The sequence below is a fragment of the Pseudarthrobacter sp. YAF2 genome, from assembly GCF_052113345.1.
GTDB lineage: Bacteria > Actinomycetota > Actinomycetes > Actinomycetales > Micrococcaceae > Arthrobacter.
The window spans coordinates 78,945-94,468 of the sequence record NZ_JBFRDA010000018.1 but is presented as its reverse complement, the minus strand read 5'-3'; the positions used below and the strand labels follow the sequence as shown (position 1 = coordinate 94,468).

At 66.6% G+C, this 15,524-nt stretch carries 15 protein-coding genes and 1 pseudogene; 8 read left to right on the top strand and 8 right to left on the bottom strand.

The window, feature by feature from the left end; genetic code table 11:
* The 3 genes and pseudogenes from AB4Y79_RS17930 to AB4Y79_RS17920 form a co-directional block, all read left to right on the top strand.
* Positions 1-172: pseudogene (locus AB4Y79_RS17930) on the top strand (lipoyl synthase); the annotation flags it as partial.
* 87 nt (positions 173-259) lie between these two features.
* The gene (locus tag AB4Y79_RS17925; protein ID WP_308931321.1) at positions 260-1,012 is read left to right on the top strand and encodes a DUF4191 domain-containing protein; all 753 of its coding nucleotides are present in this window, start codon (positions 260-262) and stop codon (positions 1,010-1,012) included.
* A 119-nt stretch (positions 1,013-1,131) separates the two neighbouring features.
* Positions 1,132-1,485 carry a DUF3817 domain-containing protein gene (locus AB4Y79_RS17920; protein WP_441864660.1) on the top strand — a complete coding sequence of 118 codons (354 nt, stop codon included), beginning with the start codon at positions 1,132-1,134 and terminating at the stop codon, positions 1,483-1,485.
* A 12-nt stretch (positions 1,486-1,497) separates the two neighbouring features.
* On the opposite strand, the gene AB4Y79_RS17915 is transcribed toward AB4Y79_RS17920, so the two are convergent.
* Complete coding sequence (locus AB4Y79_RS17915; protein ID WP_441864657.1) at positions 1,498-1,935, bottom strand: RDD family protein; 438 nt, start codon at positions 1,933-1,935, stop codon at positions 1,498-1,500.
* Between the two features lie 285 nt (positions 1,936-2,220).
* Here AB4Y79_RS17915 and glnA (AB4Y79_RS17910) point away from each other — a divergent pair, with 285 nt between their 5' ends.
* A complete protein-coding gene (gene glnA / locus AB4Y79_RS17910; RefSeq protein ID WP_308931323.1) occupies positions 2,221-3,645 on the top strand; it encodes a type I glutamate--ammonia ligase in 1,425 nt (474 codons plus the stop codon).
* A gap of 277 nt (positions 3,646-3,922) precedes the next feature.
* Here the strand turns inward: glnA (AB4Y79_RS17910) and AB4Y79_RS17905 are convergent, their stop codons facing one another.
* The 3 genes from AB4Y79_RS17905 to glnA (AB4Y79_RS17895) are packed head-to-tail and all read right to left on the bottom strand — an operon-like array spanning position 3,923 to position 8,819.
* Positions 3,923-4,468, bottom strand: a complete 546-nt coding sequence (locus tag AB4Y79_RS17905; protein ID WP_441864653.1) for a GNAT family N-acetyltransferase — start codon at positions 4,466-4,468, stop codon at positions 3,923-3,925.
* A complete protein-coding gene (locus tag AB4Y79_RS17900; protein ID WP_441864650.1) occupies positions 4,458-7,469 on the bottom strand; it encodes a bifunctional [glutamine synthetase] adenylyltransferase/[glutamine synthetase]-adenylyl-L-tyrosine phosphorylase in 3,012 nt (1,003 codons plus the stop codon). Before AB4Y79_RS17900 ends, AB4Y79_RS17905 begins: the two co-directional genes overlap by 11 nt.
* Before the next feature lie 9 nt (positions 7,470-7,478).
* Complete coding sequence (gene glnA / locus AB4Y79_RS17895; RefSeq protein WP_026266112.1) at positions 7,479-8,819, bottom strand: type I glutamate--ammonia ligase; 1,341 nt, start codon at positions 8,817-8,819, stop codon at positions 7,479-7,481.
* A gap of 278 nt (positions 8,820-9,097) precedes the next feature.
* Here glnA (AB4Y79_RS17895) and panB point away from each other — a divergent pair, with 278 nt between their 5' ends.
* Entirely contained in the window at positions 9,098-9,988 is an 891-nt protein-coding gene (panB, locus tag AB4Y79_RS17890) for a 3-methyl-2-oxobutanoate hydroxymethyltransferase (protein ID WP_441864646.1), read from the top strand.
* 129 nt (positions 9,989-10,117) lie between these two features.
* On the opposite strand, the gene AB4Y79_RS17885 is transcribed toward panB, so the two are convergent.
* The gene (locus tag AB4Y79_RS17885) at positions 10,118-10,282 is read right to left on the bottom strand and encodes an SPOR domain-containing protein (RefSeq protein ID WP_159632225.1); all 165 of its coding nucleotides are present in this window, start codon (positions 10,280-10,282) and stop codon (positions 10,118-10,120) included.
* A gap of 121 nt (positions 10,283-10,403) precedes the next feature.
* Between AB4Y79_RS17885 and map the strand changes: the two genes are divergently transcribed.
* Both map and ppgK read left to right on the top strand, forming a co-directional pair.
* Positions 10,404-11,282, top strand: coding sequence for a type I methionyl aminopeptidase (gene map / locus AB4Y79_RS17880; RefSeq protein WP_441864642.1), 879 nt, complete (start codon positions 10,404-10,406; stop codon positions 11,280-11,282).
* 113 nt (positions 11,283-11,395) lie between these two features.
* Positions 11,396-12,199, top strand: a complete 804-nt coding sequence (gene ppgK / locus AB4Y79_RS17875) for a polyphosphate--glucose phosphotransferase (protein WP_441864639.1) — start codon at positions 11,396-11,398, stop codon at positions 12,197-12,199.
* A 51-nt stretch (positions 12,200-12,250) separates the two neighbouring features.
* Here ppgK and nrdR read toward each other — a convergent pair whose 3' ends face one another.
* The 3 genes from nrdR to AB4Y79_RS17860 all read right to left on the bottom strand — a co-directional run bounded on the left by nrdR (position 12,251) and on the right by AB4Y79_RS17860 (position 14,810).
* Positions 12,251-12,751 (bottom strand): transcriptional regulator NrdR, encoded by a 501-nt coding sequence (gene nrdR, locus AB4Y79_RS17870; protein ID WP_308932192.1) that lies wholly within the window; start codon positions 12,749-12,751, stop codon positions 12,251-12,253.
* A gap of 147 nt (positions 12,752-12,898) precedes the next feature.
* Complete coding sequence (gene hisD, locus AB4Y79_RS17865) at positions 12,899-14,272, bottom strand: histidinol dehydrogenase (RefSeq protein WP_441864636.1); 1,374 nt, start codon at positions 14,270-14,272, stop codon at positions 12,899-12,901.
* 4 nt (positions 14,273-14,276) lie between these two features.
* On the bottom strand, positions 14,277-14,810 hold the full coding sequence (locus tag AB4Y79_RS17860) for a hypothetical protein (protein WP_441864634.1): 534 nt from the start codon (positions 14,808-14,810) through the stop codon (positions 14,277-14,279).
* A gap of 125 nt (positions 14,811-14,935) precedes the next feature.
* On the opposite strand from AB4Y79_RS17860, the gene AB4Y79_RS17855 reads away from it, so the two are divergent.
* Positions 14,936-15,436: a flavin reductase family protein gene (locus AB4Y79_RS17855; RefSeq protein WP_308931331.1), complete on the top strand. Its 501-nt coding sequence runs from the start codon at positions 14,936-14,938 to the stop codon at positions 15,434-15,436.
* The last annotated feature ends 88 nt before the right edge of the window (positions 15,437-15,524 follow it).

Sequence of the window (15,524 nt, the reverse complement as noted above, 5' to 3'; positions counted from 1 at the left end):
CATGTCCGGCCCCCTGGTCCGCTCCTCCTACCGCGCCGGCCGCCTCTGGGCCACCGCCATGCGCAAAAAAGGCCGCGACATCCCCGCCGAACTCGCCCACATCGCCGACGGCATCCAAGACTCCGGCACCACCCGCCAGGAAGCCAGCACCCTCCTCGCCTCACATTCCTGACCTCCCCTGCGAGGACTGGCAAGGGCCGGACACCGGAAGATTCCGGCGTCCGGCCCTTGCGTTTAAGTCACGTAGAATTGAGGCACTATGGCTAAATCCCCTGACTCCAGCAACTCCACCCCGGCGGGCTCCAGCGCGGTGAAGCGCGGCCTGTTCACGCGCAAGCCGAAGGAAGCGAAGGCCAAGAAGCCCAGCAGGCTTAAGCAGATCGGCGAGGTCTTCACCATGACCCGCCGCCACGACCCCATGGTTCCGTGGCTGATGCTGTTGGCATTCCTGGGCGTTGTGGCTGTGAGCTTCCTGGTGGGCTTCTGGCTGGATAACTGGATCACCGGCCTGATCATCGGTATTCCGCTGGGCCTGCTGGCAGCCACATTCATTCTGTCCCGCCGCGCTGAGCGCGCAGCGTTCGCGCAGATCGAAAACCAGCCCGGCGCCTCCGGCGCCGCCTTGGGCACGCTCCGCCGTGGCTGGATTACCGAGGAACAGCCCGTGGCTGTCAATCCGCGCACGCAGGATGCCGTGTTCCGTGCGGTGGGCCGTCCCGGCGTCGTCCTAGTCAGCGAAGGCCCCACCCACCGGGTAAAGCCGCTGCTGGATGCCGAACGCAAGCGCCTCGCCCGGATCCTGCCCAACGTTCCGGTCCACACCATCCAGACCGGGCACGGCGAAGGCCAGGTCCCGCTGAGCCAGGTGGCCAAGAAAATGGGCAAGATGAAGAACGAACTGACCAAGCTGGAAGTCAGCACTGTGTCCAAGCGCATCGCTTCCATGGGCACCCGGCTCCCGATCCCCAAGGGAATCGACCCCTACAAGGCCCGTCCCAACCGCGGACGCTAGCTGGCCCAACGCCCCGGTACCGGCATCGCCGGGCGTCGGGGCGTTTTTTCTTGCCGCCGAACCGGCGGCCACCCACCATGTGACGGACCGTGCACCTAACCAACGACAGGAACACCACCATGCCGCTGAGGACCACAGTGATCCGGGCCTTCCGGATCCTTGCCATCGCCGAAGCCTGCAGTTGGGCAGCGCTGCTGGCCGGGATGTACTTCAAATGGATCGCCGGAACCACAGAGCTTGGCGTCCAGGTGGCGGGGCCCGTCCACGGCGCCCTGTTCATGGCCTATGGGCTGGCAGCGCTGATGCTCTGGCGCGTGGAGCGATGGCCCTTCCGGGTGGCGGCACTGGCAGGTTTCTCCGCAGTCTTCCCGTTCGCAACCATCCTGTTCGAGCGCTGGGCCGGACGTCGCGGCTACCTTGGCACCGCCTTGCCGGAGAGCACCCCCGACCGCCTCGCGTCCAGCCGCACCTGACCTCTTTGGCGCCTACCGGCGGATCAGGAGCGTATTCATGGCCTTGTCATGAAGTCCGCGCTGGTCGGGGTCGAAAATGACGGCGGGGATGACCAGGCACAGCAGCACTGTCCTCACCAGGGCGGCGAGCGGTCCGGGCGTGCCCCCACCCGGCCTCACCACGGCAATGCCCATGATGCGGTGGCCGATGCTGTAGCCAAGGGTTCCCACCAGCAGGATCTGTTCGGTGGCGAAGACCGCAAGCGTGGCCCAGGAGTCACCGCCGAACGCAAAGTTGCTGATCAGGAGCGCAATGCCCCAATCGATCATGATCGCGGCGATCCTGCGTCCTGCCCGTGCGATGGAGCCGGGACCGGACTCCGGCAGGCCCAGCCGCTCACCCGGATATTTGGAGACGCCGGACGTATCCGGTCCGCTGAGCCAGGAACCAATGTCTTTGCGATCTACCACCATCCAAGCCTACCGGCCCTGCGGCAGGTGGGCGCCCACAGTGTGGATGGGGTTGGACCACACTGTGGACCGGCGATAGCGTTTCCATAGCAGGGCATTCTGTAACCTGCCCGAAACAATGCGGACACGGACGGGAAATGCCGGATCCATAGGCTGTGAGAAGTTTCAAGCAAATCCCCTCGGCAGGTGTACCAGCAGGGAAAACCTTGCGTTCTCCCTGCCTTTGGATTGCGCTGGACCACATGGCTTGCATGCCAGATATTTACATATGCGTTAGGAGCATAGATGTTCAAGACTGCGGACGAAGTCCTCAAGTTCATCAAGGACGAAGATGTAAAGTTCGTCGATATCCGCTTCACCGATCTTCCGGGCGTCCAGCAGCACTTCAACGTCCCCGCAAAGAGTGTTGACGCCGATTTCTTCGTCAACGGCCAGCTCTTTGACGGTTCCTCCATCCGCGGTTTCCAGGGCATCGCCGAATCTGACATGCAGCTGATCCCGGACGTGACCACCGCGTTCCTGGACACCTTCCGCATGGAGAAGACGCTCGCGCTGAACTTCTCGATCGTGAACCCGCGCACCGGCGACCCCTACCACCGCGACCCCCGTGGCGTGGCCGAAAAGGCAGAGGCCTACCTGGCCTCCACCGGCATCGCCGACACCGCGTTCTTTGCTCCCGAAGCCGAGTTCTTCGTGTTCGACAACGTCCAGTACCAGTCCTCACCGCAGGGCAGCTTCTACAAGATCGACTCCGAGGAAGCCCACTGGAACACCGGCCGCGAAGAAGAGGGCGGCAACCTGGGCTACAAGACCCCCGTCAAGGGCGGTTACTTCCCGGTCTCCCCTACCGACAAGCAGGCGGACCTGCGCGATGCCATGTGCGTTGCCCTGGACGAAGCCGGCCTTGAGGTCGAGCGCAGCCACCACGAAGTTGGATCCGCCGGCCAGGCCGAGATCAACTACAAGTTCACCACCCTGACCCACGCGGCCGATGACCTGCAGAAGTTCAAGTACGTCATCAAGAACACCGCAGACGCCTGGGGCAAGTCCGTTACCTTCATGCCCAAGCCGGTCTTCGGTGACAACGGCTCGGGCATGCACTGCCACCAGTCGCTGTGGAACGGCGGCGAGCCGCTGTTCTACGACGAGAAGGGCTACGCCGGCCTGTCCGACACCGCCCGCTGGTACATCGGCGGCCTGCTCAAGCACGCGAACGCCGTCCTGGCCTTCACCAACCCAACGGTGAACTCCTACCGCCGCCTGGTCAAGGGCTTCGAAGCCCCGGTTAACATGGTCTACTCGCAGGGCAACCGCTCCGCCGGTATCCGTATCCCCATCACGGGTACCAACCCCAAGGCCAAGCGCATCGAGTTCCGCGCACCGGACCCCTCCTCCAACCCGTACCTGGCCTTCGCTGCGCAGCTGATGGCCGGAATCGACGGCATCCGCAACCGCATCGAGCCGCCGGCTCCGATCGACAAGGACCTCTACGAGCTCCCCGCCGAGGAAGCCAAGGACATCCCCAAGGCTCCGGGCACGCTCGAAGAAGCCCTGGAAGCCCTGGCCGAGGACAACGAGTTCCTCCAGGCCGGCGGCGTCTTCACCCAGGACCTGATCGACACCTGGATCGAGTACAAGTACGAGAACGAGATCCGCCCGCTGTCGCTGCGCCCGAACCCCTACGAGTTCGAGCTCTACTACGGCGTCTAGCCTGCAGCCTGCCTGCCAGGCCTGCTGACCAAACGAAAGGCGGCCACCGGAACCATCCGGTGGCCGCCTTTTTGCGTTCCGTGGCTCCCGCCGCCGGAACGGCGGGCCGCAAGGTGGGGGCCCGGCTCCAGACGTGCTGAGACCGGGAGCCGGCCCCCCTGACGAATGCCCCCCGAGACGAAGACTCAGTACAGCCTTCCCCCCAACAAGGTTGAAGAACACCGCCAATCCACATGATCGGGCAAACGCTTGCTGAGCGCAATGCCGGTCAGGCGCGTTACGGCTGCGCCACGCCACCGAAACTGTGGAACATGGTCCGTTGCGGCCCGGCGGATCCACCCAGGTACGGTCCGGCGTCGACGAAACCGGCGCGCCAGTAAGCGGACAGTCCGGCATGGTTTGCCTCGTTGACGGACAGGACGACGCCGGACTCACCGCTGTGCTGCCGCGCGGTCAGCCGGCGGGCGGCGTCCACGGCAGCGGCGGCCGCGAGCGTCCCAAGCCCTTTGCCCTGGTGCCTCCGGTCAATGAGGAAACCACGGAGCAGCCAGGCTGAATGGTCGTCAGGCCAGCCGGCCAGTCCTGCCGCCCCCAGCTGGAGCGTCAACACGCCTGCGGCGGCTCCTGACGCCTCCACCACATACGGCCGCCGTGACTCTTCTTCCAGCCCCGCCAGCGCCATCCGCAAAGGATCGCCGACAAAGCGCTCCTGGCCGGGCTGCAGCCCCATGCCGGCGATCGCACCGAGCTGGATGGCGCGGGCGTCGGAGTCGAGGTCGCGCAGCGGGATGAGCCAGACCCAGTCCCGGGCCTTACTGGCCATAGAAGACGCGTTCAAAGACAGCCCGGGCCCGCCGGCTTACCCTCAGGTAGTCCTCCTCCAGCGCTGCGGCCCGGCCCGGCTCGTAGCCGCACCAGCGCGCTACCGCTTCGAGGTCCCGGCGGGAAGACGGCAGGAGGTCTGAGGCTTTGCCACTCCAGATAACGTTGGCGGACCGGATGCGGCTGGCCAGCCGCCAGGCGTCGGCCAGGAGCCCCGCGTCGACGTCCTCCAGTAACCCCAACCGGGCGGCCGCGGCCAAAGACTCCAGGGTCGACGTGGTTCGCAGCTCCGGGTGCCTTCCGGCGTGCTGGAGTTGCAGCAGCTGTACCAGCCACTCGACGTCGCTCAGCCCGCCACGGCCCAGTTTCAGGTGGCGTGCGGGGTCGGCACCGCGCGGCAGCCGCTCGGATTCCACCCTGGCCTTGATCCGCCGGATCTCGCGCACGTCCTGGTCGGAAACCGACGCCGGGTACCGGATGGGATCGATCAGCTCAAGGAAATCAGCGGCGAGGGTATCGTCGCCGGCCATCGGGCGTGCCCGCAGCAGTGCCTGCGCCTCCCATATCAGGGACCAGCGGCGGTAGTACTCGGCGAAGGAGTCCAGGGAACGCACCATAGCCCCGTTCTTGCCTTCCGGCCGGAGGTCGGCGTCCATCTGGAGCACGCGTTCGGCCATGATGGCCGGTTTCAAGGGCTGGGTGAGCAGGCTGGATACCTTGCCCACGAGGCGGGTTGCCTGCTCCTGGGCCTCGGCCTCGGTGAAGCCCGGGAGGGCCCGGTGCACGTACATGACGTCGGCGTCGGAGCCATAGCCGATCTCCCGGCCGCCCTGACGGCCCATGGCCACCACCAGCACTGTGGTCTTGAGCGGGCCGCCGGCGGAAACGATCCCCTCCGCCACCCTGAGCGCGCCAAGGACGGCTGCACGGTCGGTGTCCGCCAGCGCCCTGCCCACCTGGTCCTGGTCAAGCAGCCCGGCCGAGTCGGCGATGGCAATGCGCAGGATCTCCCTGCGCCGGATCAGGCGGATCAACCGCATGGCGCTCTCCGGGTCCGCGTGCCGGGACATCTTGGCGGTAATTTCCTGCCACTGGGCCTCGAAGCCAACCGGAACCAGGTCCTTGTCCTGCCCCAGCCATGCCACGGACTCCGGAGAGACTTCCAGCAGGTCGGCGATCAGCCGGGAGTTGGACAGCACGTGGCACAGGCGTTCAGCCGCAGCGTTGGAGTCGCGCAGCATGCCCAGGTACCAGTGGGTGGTGCCCAGTGCCTCGCTGATGCGCCTGAAGGCGAGCAGCCCGGCATCGGGATCAACCCCCTCCGCGAGCCAGTCCAGCAGGATGGGCAGCAGCTGCCGCTGGAGCGCGGCGCGGCGGCTGACGCCGGCCGTCAATGCCTCGATGTGGCGCATCGCCCCTTGCGGGTCCCGGTAGCCGAGGGCGGCAAGCCGCCCTTGGGCTGCTTCCGGCGTCAGCTTTGCGTCCTCGGTGCTGAGCTTGGCCGCGGTGTTCAGCAGCGGCCGGTAGAAGATGCGCTCATGCAGTTCCCGGACGGAGCGCTTGGTCCGCTGCCACGCTGACAACAGTGCATCGGGTCCCGGCCGTTCGTTGGAGAAGGGCCCCAGCACGGCCTTGGCCAGGGAGCGCAGGGCCGGCTCCGCCACGGGCATGAGGTGGGTCCGGCGCAGCTGGAACAGCTGGATCCGGTGTTCCAGCAGGCGCAGGTAGCGGTACGCATTGTCGAACCCAGCGGCGTCAGAACGCCCGATGTAGCCACCTGCGGACAATGCGGCGATCGCCGAGGTGGTGTCCCGTCGTCGTAATGACTCATCGGCCTTGCCGTGCACCAGCTGAAGCAGCTGGACCGTGAATTCGACGTCCCGCAGGCCGCCGCGGCCCAGCTTGATCTGCCGTTGTTCCTCCGCTGGTGGAATGTGCTCTGTCACCCTCCGCCGCATGGCCTGGACGGATTCAACGAAGCCGTCGCGTCCCGCTGAGTTCCAAATCAGGGGCGCCACGGCTTCCTCGTACTTGCGGCCCAGCACAGCATCACCGGCCATGGCGCGGGCCTTCAGCAGCGCCTGGAATTCCCAGCTTTCAGCCCATCTGGCGTAGTACGTTTCATGCGAGGCAAGGGTGCGGACCAACGGACCGGACTTGCCCTCGGGACGCAGGTTCGCATCCACTTCCCACAGTCCGGGTTCCCGGGCCACCGACGAGATGGCCCTCGAAATGCCGCTGGCCAGGGCGGTGCCGATGGTGTTGGCGTGCGCGTCCTCCAGGCTGCCGGCGTCCACCACATAAATTACGTCGACGTCGGAGATGTAGTTCAGCTCGCGGGCGCCGCACTTGCCCATGCCGATGACGGCGAGGCCGACGTCGGCGACGTCGGCAGCGCCGTACTGGCCGGACGCTTCGGCGCGGGACACAGCGAGGGCGGCTTCGATGGCGGCCGCCGCGAGGTCCGCAAGTTCACGACCAACCGACGGCAGGAAGTCCAGCGGATCCGCGGCGCAGAGGTCCTTGACGGCCAGGTCCACCAGTCCGCGCCGGTACGCCGTGCGCAGGGCGGCGTAGGCGTCGACGCCGGTCATGGCGGCGACGGGACGGGCGGCGCGTGCGTCGGCGCCGACTGATTGCAGAAGTGTTGCCCGAAGCCGGTCAGGATCGGCCGGCAGCGGCTCGGGACTGGCACGGACCCAGAAGGCGTCCAGGTGTTCGGGGTGCCGGATCAGGAACTCCCCCAGCGCTTCGGAGGCCCCAAGGACCCGGTACATCGGCTCGCTGGCCTCCGTCCCGGCGGCGGCCAGCTCCCGGAGCTGCGGATGCTTTTCGATCAGACGGACCAGGGACTGCAGGGCAGTATCCGGACTGGCCGCAAGCTGCAGCCCGGCGAAGAGCGTGTCCTGGTCCAGCCCCTCGAGTTCGCGCGCGGCCAGGAACCGTTCGCCCTTCTCCAGGTCGCTGAATCCGGCCGCGATGAGGCGGCGTGCCAGGCTCACGCCGGGCACCTAGAGGATGCCGAGGTTGCGCTGCAGCTCGTAGGGCGTCACCTGCAGGCGGTAGTCCTGCCACTCGGCGCGCTTGTTGCGCAGGAAGTGCTCGTAGACCTGCTCACCGAGGATCTGCGGCATCAGCTCCGAGTCCTCCATGGAGCGGATGGCATCGTGCAGGCTTGCCGGCAGCGGATCGTGGCCCATGGCGCGGCGTTCGGCCGAGCTGAGCGACCAGACGTCGTCCTCGGCGGCTGCCGGCAGCTCGTAGCCTTCCTCGATGCCCTTCAGCCCTGCACCGAGCAGGACGGCATAGGCAAGGTAGGGGTTGGCTGCCGAGTCGATGCCACGGTATTCGATCCGGGCGGACTGGCCCTTGCCCGGCTTGTACAGCGGCACGCGGACCAGCGCCGAACGGTTGTTGTGCCCCCAGCTCAGGTAGCTGGGTGCCTCGCCGCCACCCCACAGCCGCTTGTAGGAGTTAACGAACTGGTTGGTGACCGCCGTGAACTCGGGGGCGTGCTTGAGGATGCCGGCAATGAACTGCCGGGCCGTCTTGGACAACTGGAACTCGGCACCTGCCTCGAAGAACGCATTGCTGTCCCCCTCGAACAGCGAGAAGTGCGTATGCATGCCGGAGCCGGGGTGATCGGTGAACGGCTTGGGCATGAAGGTGGCGTAGGTTCCCTGCTGCAGGGCCACCTCCTTGATGACCGTGCGGAACGTCATGATGTTGTCCGCGGTCTGCAGTGCGTCGGCGTAGCGAAGGTCGATCTCGTTCTGGCCGGGACCGCCTTCGTGATGGCTGAACTCCACCGAGATTCCCACCGATTCCAGCATGGTGACGGCGGTGCGGCGGAAGTCCTGGGCCACGCCTCCGGGAACGTGGTCGAAGTAGCCGCCCTCATCCACCGGAACGGGTGCGCCGTCCGGACCCGGCTCCTGGGACTTGAGCAGGTAGAACTCGATCTCGGGATGCGTGTAGCAGGTGAAGCCCATGTCCGCAGCCTTGGCAAGGGTCCGCTTGAGGACGTTGCGCGGATCAGCGGTGGAGGGCTCGCCGTCGGGAGTCAGAATGTCGCAGAACATGCGCGAGGTCTGCTCCGTCTCGCCGCGCCACGGCAGGATCTGGAAGGTTGCCGGGTCCGGCTGCAGCAGCATGTCCGATTCGAAGACGCGGGCCAGGCCTTCGATGGAGGAACCGTCGAAGCCGAGGCCTTCCTCGAAGGCTCCCTCGACTTCCGCCGGCGCCAGCGCCACGGACTTCAGCGATCCCACGACGTCGGTGAACCACAGCCGCACGAAACGTACGTCGCGCTCTTCGATCGTGCGCAGGACAAACTCTTGCTGGCGGTCCATGATGGCCTCTTCTCCGGTCAACGTTCATGCTCCGGGGCCCGCGCAAAGGGGAAAGCCGGCAGCAGTTCATCAACACTGTACTAATCATTCGGCGCCGATGCTTGAGCCTGCGCCGTGCGTAACACAGCATTAACCTCCCGCGGCGCCCGCAGCGCGCACCGGCGCGGTTTACTGCGGGACTTCCACTGCGTTCCGGCGCAGCCGTTATGACGCTAATCACCTTTACCCGGAGCCGGCTGCGGTAGCAAGCACGGCAGGTCCCGCACTACGCTCATCCCATGGCCACCAGCAACAGCTCCGACTCCAGCGCGTCCGCAGAAGTACCAGCCCCTTACGGCAGCGGCCCCGGAACACCGGCGGCCGCCGCGCCGAAACCAGCCAAGGTCCGCATCCACCACCTGCAGCAGGCCAAGCGCGACGGCACCAGGTTCGCTATGCTCACCGCCTACGAGCAGTACACAGCGGAGATTTTCGACGCCGCGGGCATCGAAGTGCTGCTGGTCGGTGATTCGGCCTCGAACAACGTTTTCGGCAACGAAACCAGCCTCCCGGTCACCGTGGACGAACTGCTGCCGCTGTGCCGCGCCGTCGCCAGGTCCGCGAAGCGCGCCATGGTGGTGGCGGACCTGCCCTTCGGCAGCTATGAGGTCAGCGCCGAACAGGCCGTCGCCACCGGTGTCCGCTTCCTGAAGGAAGGCCTGGCCCATGCGGTGAAAATCGAGGGCAGCCAGTATTACGCACCCACGGTGCGTGCAATGGTGCAGGCGGGCATTCCGGTGATGGCACACATCGGCTTCACCCCGCAGAGCGAACACGCCTTGGGCGGATACCGGGTGCAAGGCCGGGGCGACGACGCCCAGCGGCTGATCGACGATGCCCGCGCCCTCGCCGACGCGGGCGCGTTCTGCGTGCTCATGGAAATGGTCCCCGCCGACACTGCAGCCGCGGTGGACGCTGCCGTGGACGTTCCCACCATCGGCATTGGCGCCGGGAGCGCGACCACGGGCCAGGTCCTCGTCTGGCAGGACATGGCCGGCTTGCGCGGCGGCCGGATGGCGAAATTCGTCAAACAATACGCGGACCTGCGCACCACCCTCCTGGACGCAGCCACCGCCTACGGCGAGGACGTCCGATCAGGCCAGTTCCCCGGCCCGGAACACTCCTTCTAGGCCCGCGCGGGCAAGCAGGCTGCAGAGGCCGCCTTTCGGCACTCCTCCGCGGACTGCCTCGGCCGCGGGCGGCCTCACCTTGACGTCCGCTTCCGGAGCACCGAAAGGCGGCTGGACCCACCCAACTGTTCAGTCGTCGTCGCCCTTTTCCCAGGCTTCATTGCGCGCCCTGACCTTCTCAATGGCGTGCTCCGCTTCTTCGCGGGTCTTATAGGGCCCAATGAGCTGGCTCCAGTCAGAGAGCCGGTCCTCTTCCACTTCGTGGGTATTGACGTTGAACCAGTACTCAGTCATCGTTGCTCCTCGTTCCGGCGACAGGAAAGCCGCGGGTGATCCACGTAACACAATCAGCTACGTGCGTCCTCCGCCGCTTGTCGGTTGTTAGGCGTTCTGCGGTGCCTTATATGATCAATCTATGCCTTCCCTTGCCTCCACTGCACCCACCGGCACCCTCACCCCGGGTACCGTGGGCCCGCAGCGTTCCGTCCCGGCGTCCATCCCCCGTCCGGAGTATGTCGGCAAGCCTGCCCCGGCCAAATTCACCGGCTCGGAGGTCAAGTCCGCCGAAACCATCGAAAAGATCCGAATCGCCGGACGGATTGCGGCCCAGGCCATCGTCGAGGTCGGCAAGCACATCCAGCCCGGCATCACCACCGATGAACTGGACAAGGTGGGCCACGAATTCCTGCTGGACCACCAGGCCTACCCTTCCACGCTCGGCTACCGCGGATTTCCCAAATCCCTGTGCTCGTCGCTGAACGAGGTCATCTGCCACGGCATCCCGGACAGCACTGTGGTCCAGGACGGCGACATTCTGAACATCGACATTACGGCGTACATCAACGGGGTCCACGGCGACACCAACTACACGTTCCTGGTGGGTGACGTGGACGAGGAATCCCGGCTGCTCGTCGAACGCACCCGGGAGTCGCTCAACCGGGCCATCAAGGCGGTGGCCCCGGGGCGGGAAATCAACGTGATCGGCCGCGCCATCCAGTCCTACGCCAAGCGTTTTGGCTACGGCGTGGTGCGCGACTTCACCGGCCATGGCGTCGGCGAAGCATTCCACACCGGACTGATCATCCCGCACTACGATGCCGCCCCCGCGTACAACACCGTGATCGAAACGGGAATGGTGTTCACGATCGAACCCATGCTCACCCTCGGCACCGTGGAGTGGGACATGTGGAGCGACGACTGGACCGTGGTGACCCGGGACCACAAGCGCACAGCCCAGTTCGAGCACACCCTGCTGGTCACCGAAACCGGTGCGGAAATCCTCACCCTGCCGTAGTCTGTCCCCTGCCCGCATCCGGCATCTGCTGCCGGGTGCTGGCACAATACCTGTTTTTGGGGCCGCCCCAGGCCGCCCCTTCCCTGCCCGCCCCAGCCTAGAACGGAATCCCATTGGCCAAGAAGGACGAGAAGTCGCACAAGAACGCACCACTGATCGGCATCGACATCGGGGGTACGGGCATCAAGGGCGGCATTGTCGACCTGAAGAAGGGCAAGCTCCTCGGTGAACGCTTCCGGGTGCCCACCCCGCAGCCCGCCACCCCCGAAGCTGTCGCCGAAGCCGTAGCCCTGGTGGTGGCCGAACTCTCGGCGCGCCCCGAAGCCCCGGAGGCCGGCTCCCCCGTCGGCGTGACCTTCCCCGGCATCATCCAGCACGGCGTGGTCCACTCTGCAGCCAACGTTGACAAGAGCTGGCTGGACACGGACATCGATGCCCTCCTCACGGAACGGCTGGGCCGCCCCGTGGAGGTCATCAACGACGCCGATGCCGCAGGCCTGGCCGAAGCCCGCTATGGCGCCGGCGAAGGCGTCGCAGGCACCGTCTTGGTCATCACCCTGGGCACAGGCATCGGCTCCGCCTTCATCTTCGACGGGAAACTGGTACCGAACGCGGAGCTGGGACACCTTGAGATCGACGGCTTCGACGCCGAATCGAAAGCCTCAGCCGTGGCCCGGGAACGGGACGGACTGTCATGGGAGGAGTACAGCGTGCTGCTGCAGCGGTACTTCTCGCATGTGGAGTTCCTGTTCTCGCCGGAGCTGTTCATCGTCGGCGGCGGAATCTCCAAGCGCGCGGACGAGTACCTTCCCAACCTCAAGCTCAGGACCCCCATCGTCCCGGCCGTCCTGCGGAACGAGGCCGGCATTGTGGGCGCCGCCCTGGAAATCGCACTGAAGCACAAACTGACCAAGTAAAGGTGGTGCCGGTGACGGCTGCGGCTTCCCCTCCGCTGCCGTCACCGGAGATTAGAGAGGGCTCTTCTCGGAGCTCTTCGGGCCGGCAGCGCCATTTGCGCCTTCCTCGGCCTCGTGGCGGAGCAGGGCAATAGCCGATTCGAAGTCCTCCAGGGATTCGAACGCCTGGTACACGCTCGCGAAGCGCAGGTACGCTACCTCATCCAACTTCTGGAGCGGTCCGAGGATTACCAGGCCTACCTCGTGCGCATCGATTTCGGCGGCGCCGGACGAGCGGATCTGCTCCTCCACTTCCTGGGCCAGCATGGCGAGATCGTCTTCGCTGACAGGCCGTCCCTGGCATGCTTTACGCACCCCGTTGATCACCTTGCTGCGGCTGAAGGGTTCACCGACCCCCGAGCGCTTGATGACGGAGAGGCTGGTGGTTTCAACGGTGGTGAACCGGCGGCCGCATTCGGGACACTGGCGCCGGCGTCGGATAGCCGAGCCGTCATCCGCCATCCGGCTGTCCACCACGCGGGAATCGGGGTTGCGGCAGAACGGGCAGTACATGGCGTTTCCCCTCTCACTTCCGGCGTCGAACGGCAACGGAGCCGGCAGCGCCGTTGGACGGGCTGCCATCCCAGTTTACGGCTACATGTGGGGTAATAACAAGCCTGTAATTACTATATGTAGTGGCTGGGACGCTATATGTAGTGGCTAACCGCGGACCGGGAACCGTGCACTGATTGCGTCCCCGTGGGCGGGCAGGTCCTCGGCCCGGGACAGGCTCACGATATGGCCGCTGACCTCCGCCAACGCCTCCCGGCTGTAGTTGACCACCTGGATGGCGCGCAGGAAGGTGGTGACGTTCAGGCCGGATGAAAAGGCAGCAGTCCCGCTGGTGGGCAGGACGTGGTTGGAGCCTGCGCAGTAGTCGCCCAGGCTCACCGGACTGTAGTCGCCCACGAAGATCGCGCCGGCATTCCGGATCCGCGCGGCCACGGCGGCGGCGTCCCGCGTCATGATCTCCAGGTGCTCGGCGGCGTAGGCATCGCACGCGGCAATACCCTGGTCCAGGTTGTCCACCAGGACGACGCCGGACTGGGGACCGGACAGCGCCTCCCGGACCCGGGCGGAGTGCTTGGTTGCGGCGGCCTGCAGTTCCAGCTCGGCGCGCACCGCCGTGGCCAGCGGCTCCGAATCGGTGACCAGGACCGATGCCGCCTTGGGGTCGTGCTCGGCCTGGCTGAGCAGGTCCGCGGCCACCAGCGCCGGCCGGGCGGAATCATCGGCCAGGATGGCGATCTCCGTGGTTCCTGCCTCGGAATCGATGCCCACCACACCCTTGACCAGGCGCTTGGCGGTGGCGACGAAGATGTTGCCGGGCCCGGTCACCACGTCCACAGGCTCCAGCGCCGGACCGGCGTCACCGGCTTCCACACCGTAGGCAAACGCGGCGATGGCCTGCGCCCCGCCGATGCCGTAGACCTCGCTGATGCCCAGCAGCGCCGCAGCGGCAAGGATAGTGGGGTGCGGCAGGCCGCCGAACTCCTTCTGTGGCGGTGAAGCAAGGGCGATGGATTCCACTCCCGCCGCCAGCGCCGGCACCACGTTCATGATCACCGAGGACGGGTACACGGCCAGGCCGCCGGGAACATACAGTCCCACGCGCGCCACGGGCACCCAGTTCTGGCTGACGACGGCGCCGTCGCCCAGTTCGACATCGACGTTGCGGGGACGTTGCCGGTCGGCGAATTTCCGTGCCCGGCTGATCGACTCCTCCAAGGCTGCCCGCACATCCGGGTCGAGCCCGTCCAGAGCTGAGGCGATGGCCTCCCGGGGAACCAGGGGATGGCGCTGCTCCACGCCGTCGAACTTTTCTGCAAGGTCCGCCAGCGCCGCGAAACCGCGCTGCCGGACGGCAGCGATGATGTCCAGGACCTTTGCCTCGGCATCCGCCACAGTCTGGCCCTTGGCGCGTGGAACGGCGGCGCGCAGGGCCGCGAGGGTCAGGGTGCGGCCCCGAAGGTCGATGGTGCGGAAGTCGACGGCGGCTGTCACGGGGGCAAGTGGCTGCGGGGAAGTGGTCACCGGACTATTTTACGGCGATGTTCCCGGCCGCGGTTCCGCCGGCGCCGCCGTCCGGCTTCCGGCCCGCCATGCCCACCAGCTCCAAGACGAAGACCGACACTGCCGTGGCAGCCGGCCACAGCAGCAGCACAGGCAACGCCCGGAGCGAGAAGGCGATGCTGGCATTCGCCGAGGTGTCCACCGCCGGGCCCCAGATCCGGGCCGCGAGAAGACCGGTTCCCCAGGCAACCAGGCTGCCCGCCACTGCTCCGACCAGGCCGGCCAGCAGCGCCGTTTGGGCATCCGTACGCTTGCCGTCCGCCAGGAACACCGCCAGCAGGCAGCCGGCCAGCACCAGGATCCCGGCGAGTGTCAGGTCGCGCGGAAGCCACACCAGCGGAGCAGTGCCGGAGGCCAGGGAGGGGTTCCGGGTGATCAGGTTCAGTCCGCCCGGGGCCAGCAGCCACCAGAGGAGGCCGGCCGGAACTCCCGCCGCCGCGGGGACCAGCAGCAGGGACCATGGCAGCTGCCGCCGCGCGGGGCGGGCAAAGTTCGTCATGAGAGACACCTTAACAAAGGTTCCTGCGGAGCCCATCAGGGGTTCCGCGGCTGGGTGTTTTCCCGCCTGGCCCGCGGGCCAATACGCTTGGGGAAAGAGATATGCCACTTAGCGCAGGAGTTCCGGTGACCGACAACAGCGAGCCCTTTGAGCAGACGTTCCGGGAGATGTTCCGGCGGCATGCCGCCGGCGTCGCCATCATCACAGTGAACTACCAGGACGAGCCCTACGGGTTCACCGCCACCTCGGTGGCCTCGTTGTCCGCCAAACCGCCGCGCTTCACGTTCAATATGGCCCGCAGTTCCAGGTCGTGGCCCGCCGTTGCCAACACCCAGTACCTGGGAGTCCACATGCTGGGCCTGGAAAACCAGGAGTTGGCAGCCCGCTTCGCCCGGCCGGGCAACCGGTTCGAGGGCAACCACTGGGAAATCGGGCCCCACGGCGTGCCCATCCTGAAGGATGTGGCCGGCTGGCTGATCGGCGAGGTGCAGATGCGGCTGTCCTTCGAAAACAACGCCGTGGTGGTGGTCCAGGTGGTGGACGGCCAGGTGGGCGGCGACGGTGCGCCGCTGCTGTACCACGGCGGCGCCTACGGGCAGCCCGTCCCGCTGGACTACGAAATCTAGCGGACCCGGCCTTGGCGCCGGGCTGCCGTGACCCGGAACAAAGGCGCGGGCGACGCCGGAAGCCGGCTTCCGGCGTCGCCCTCCCCGG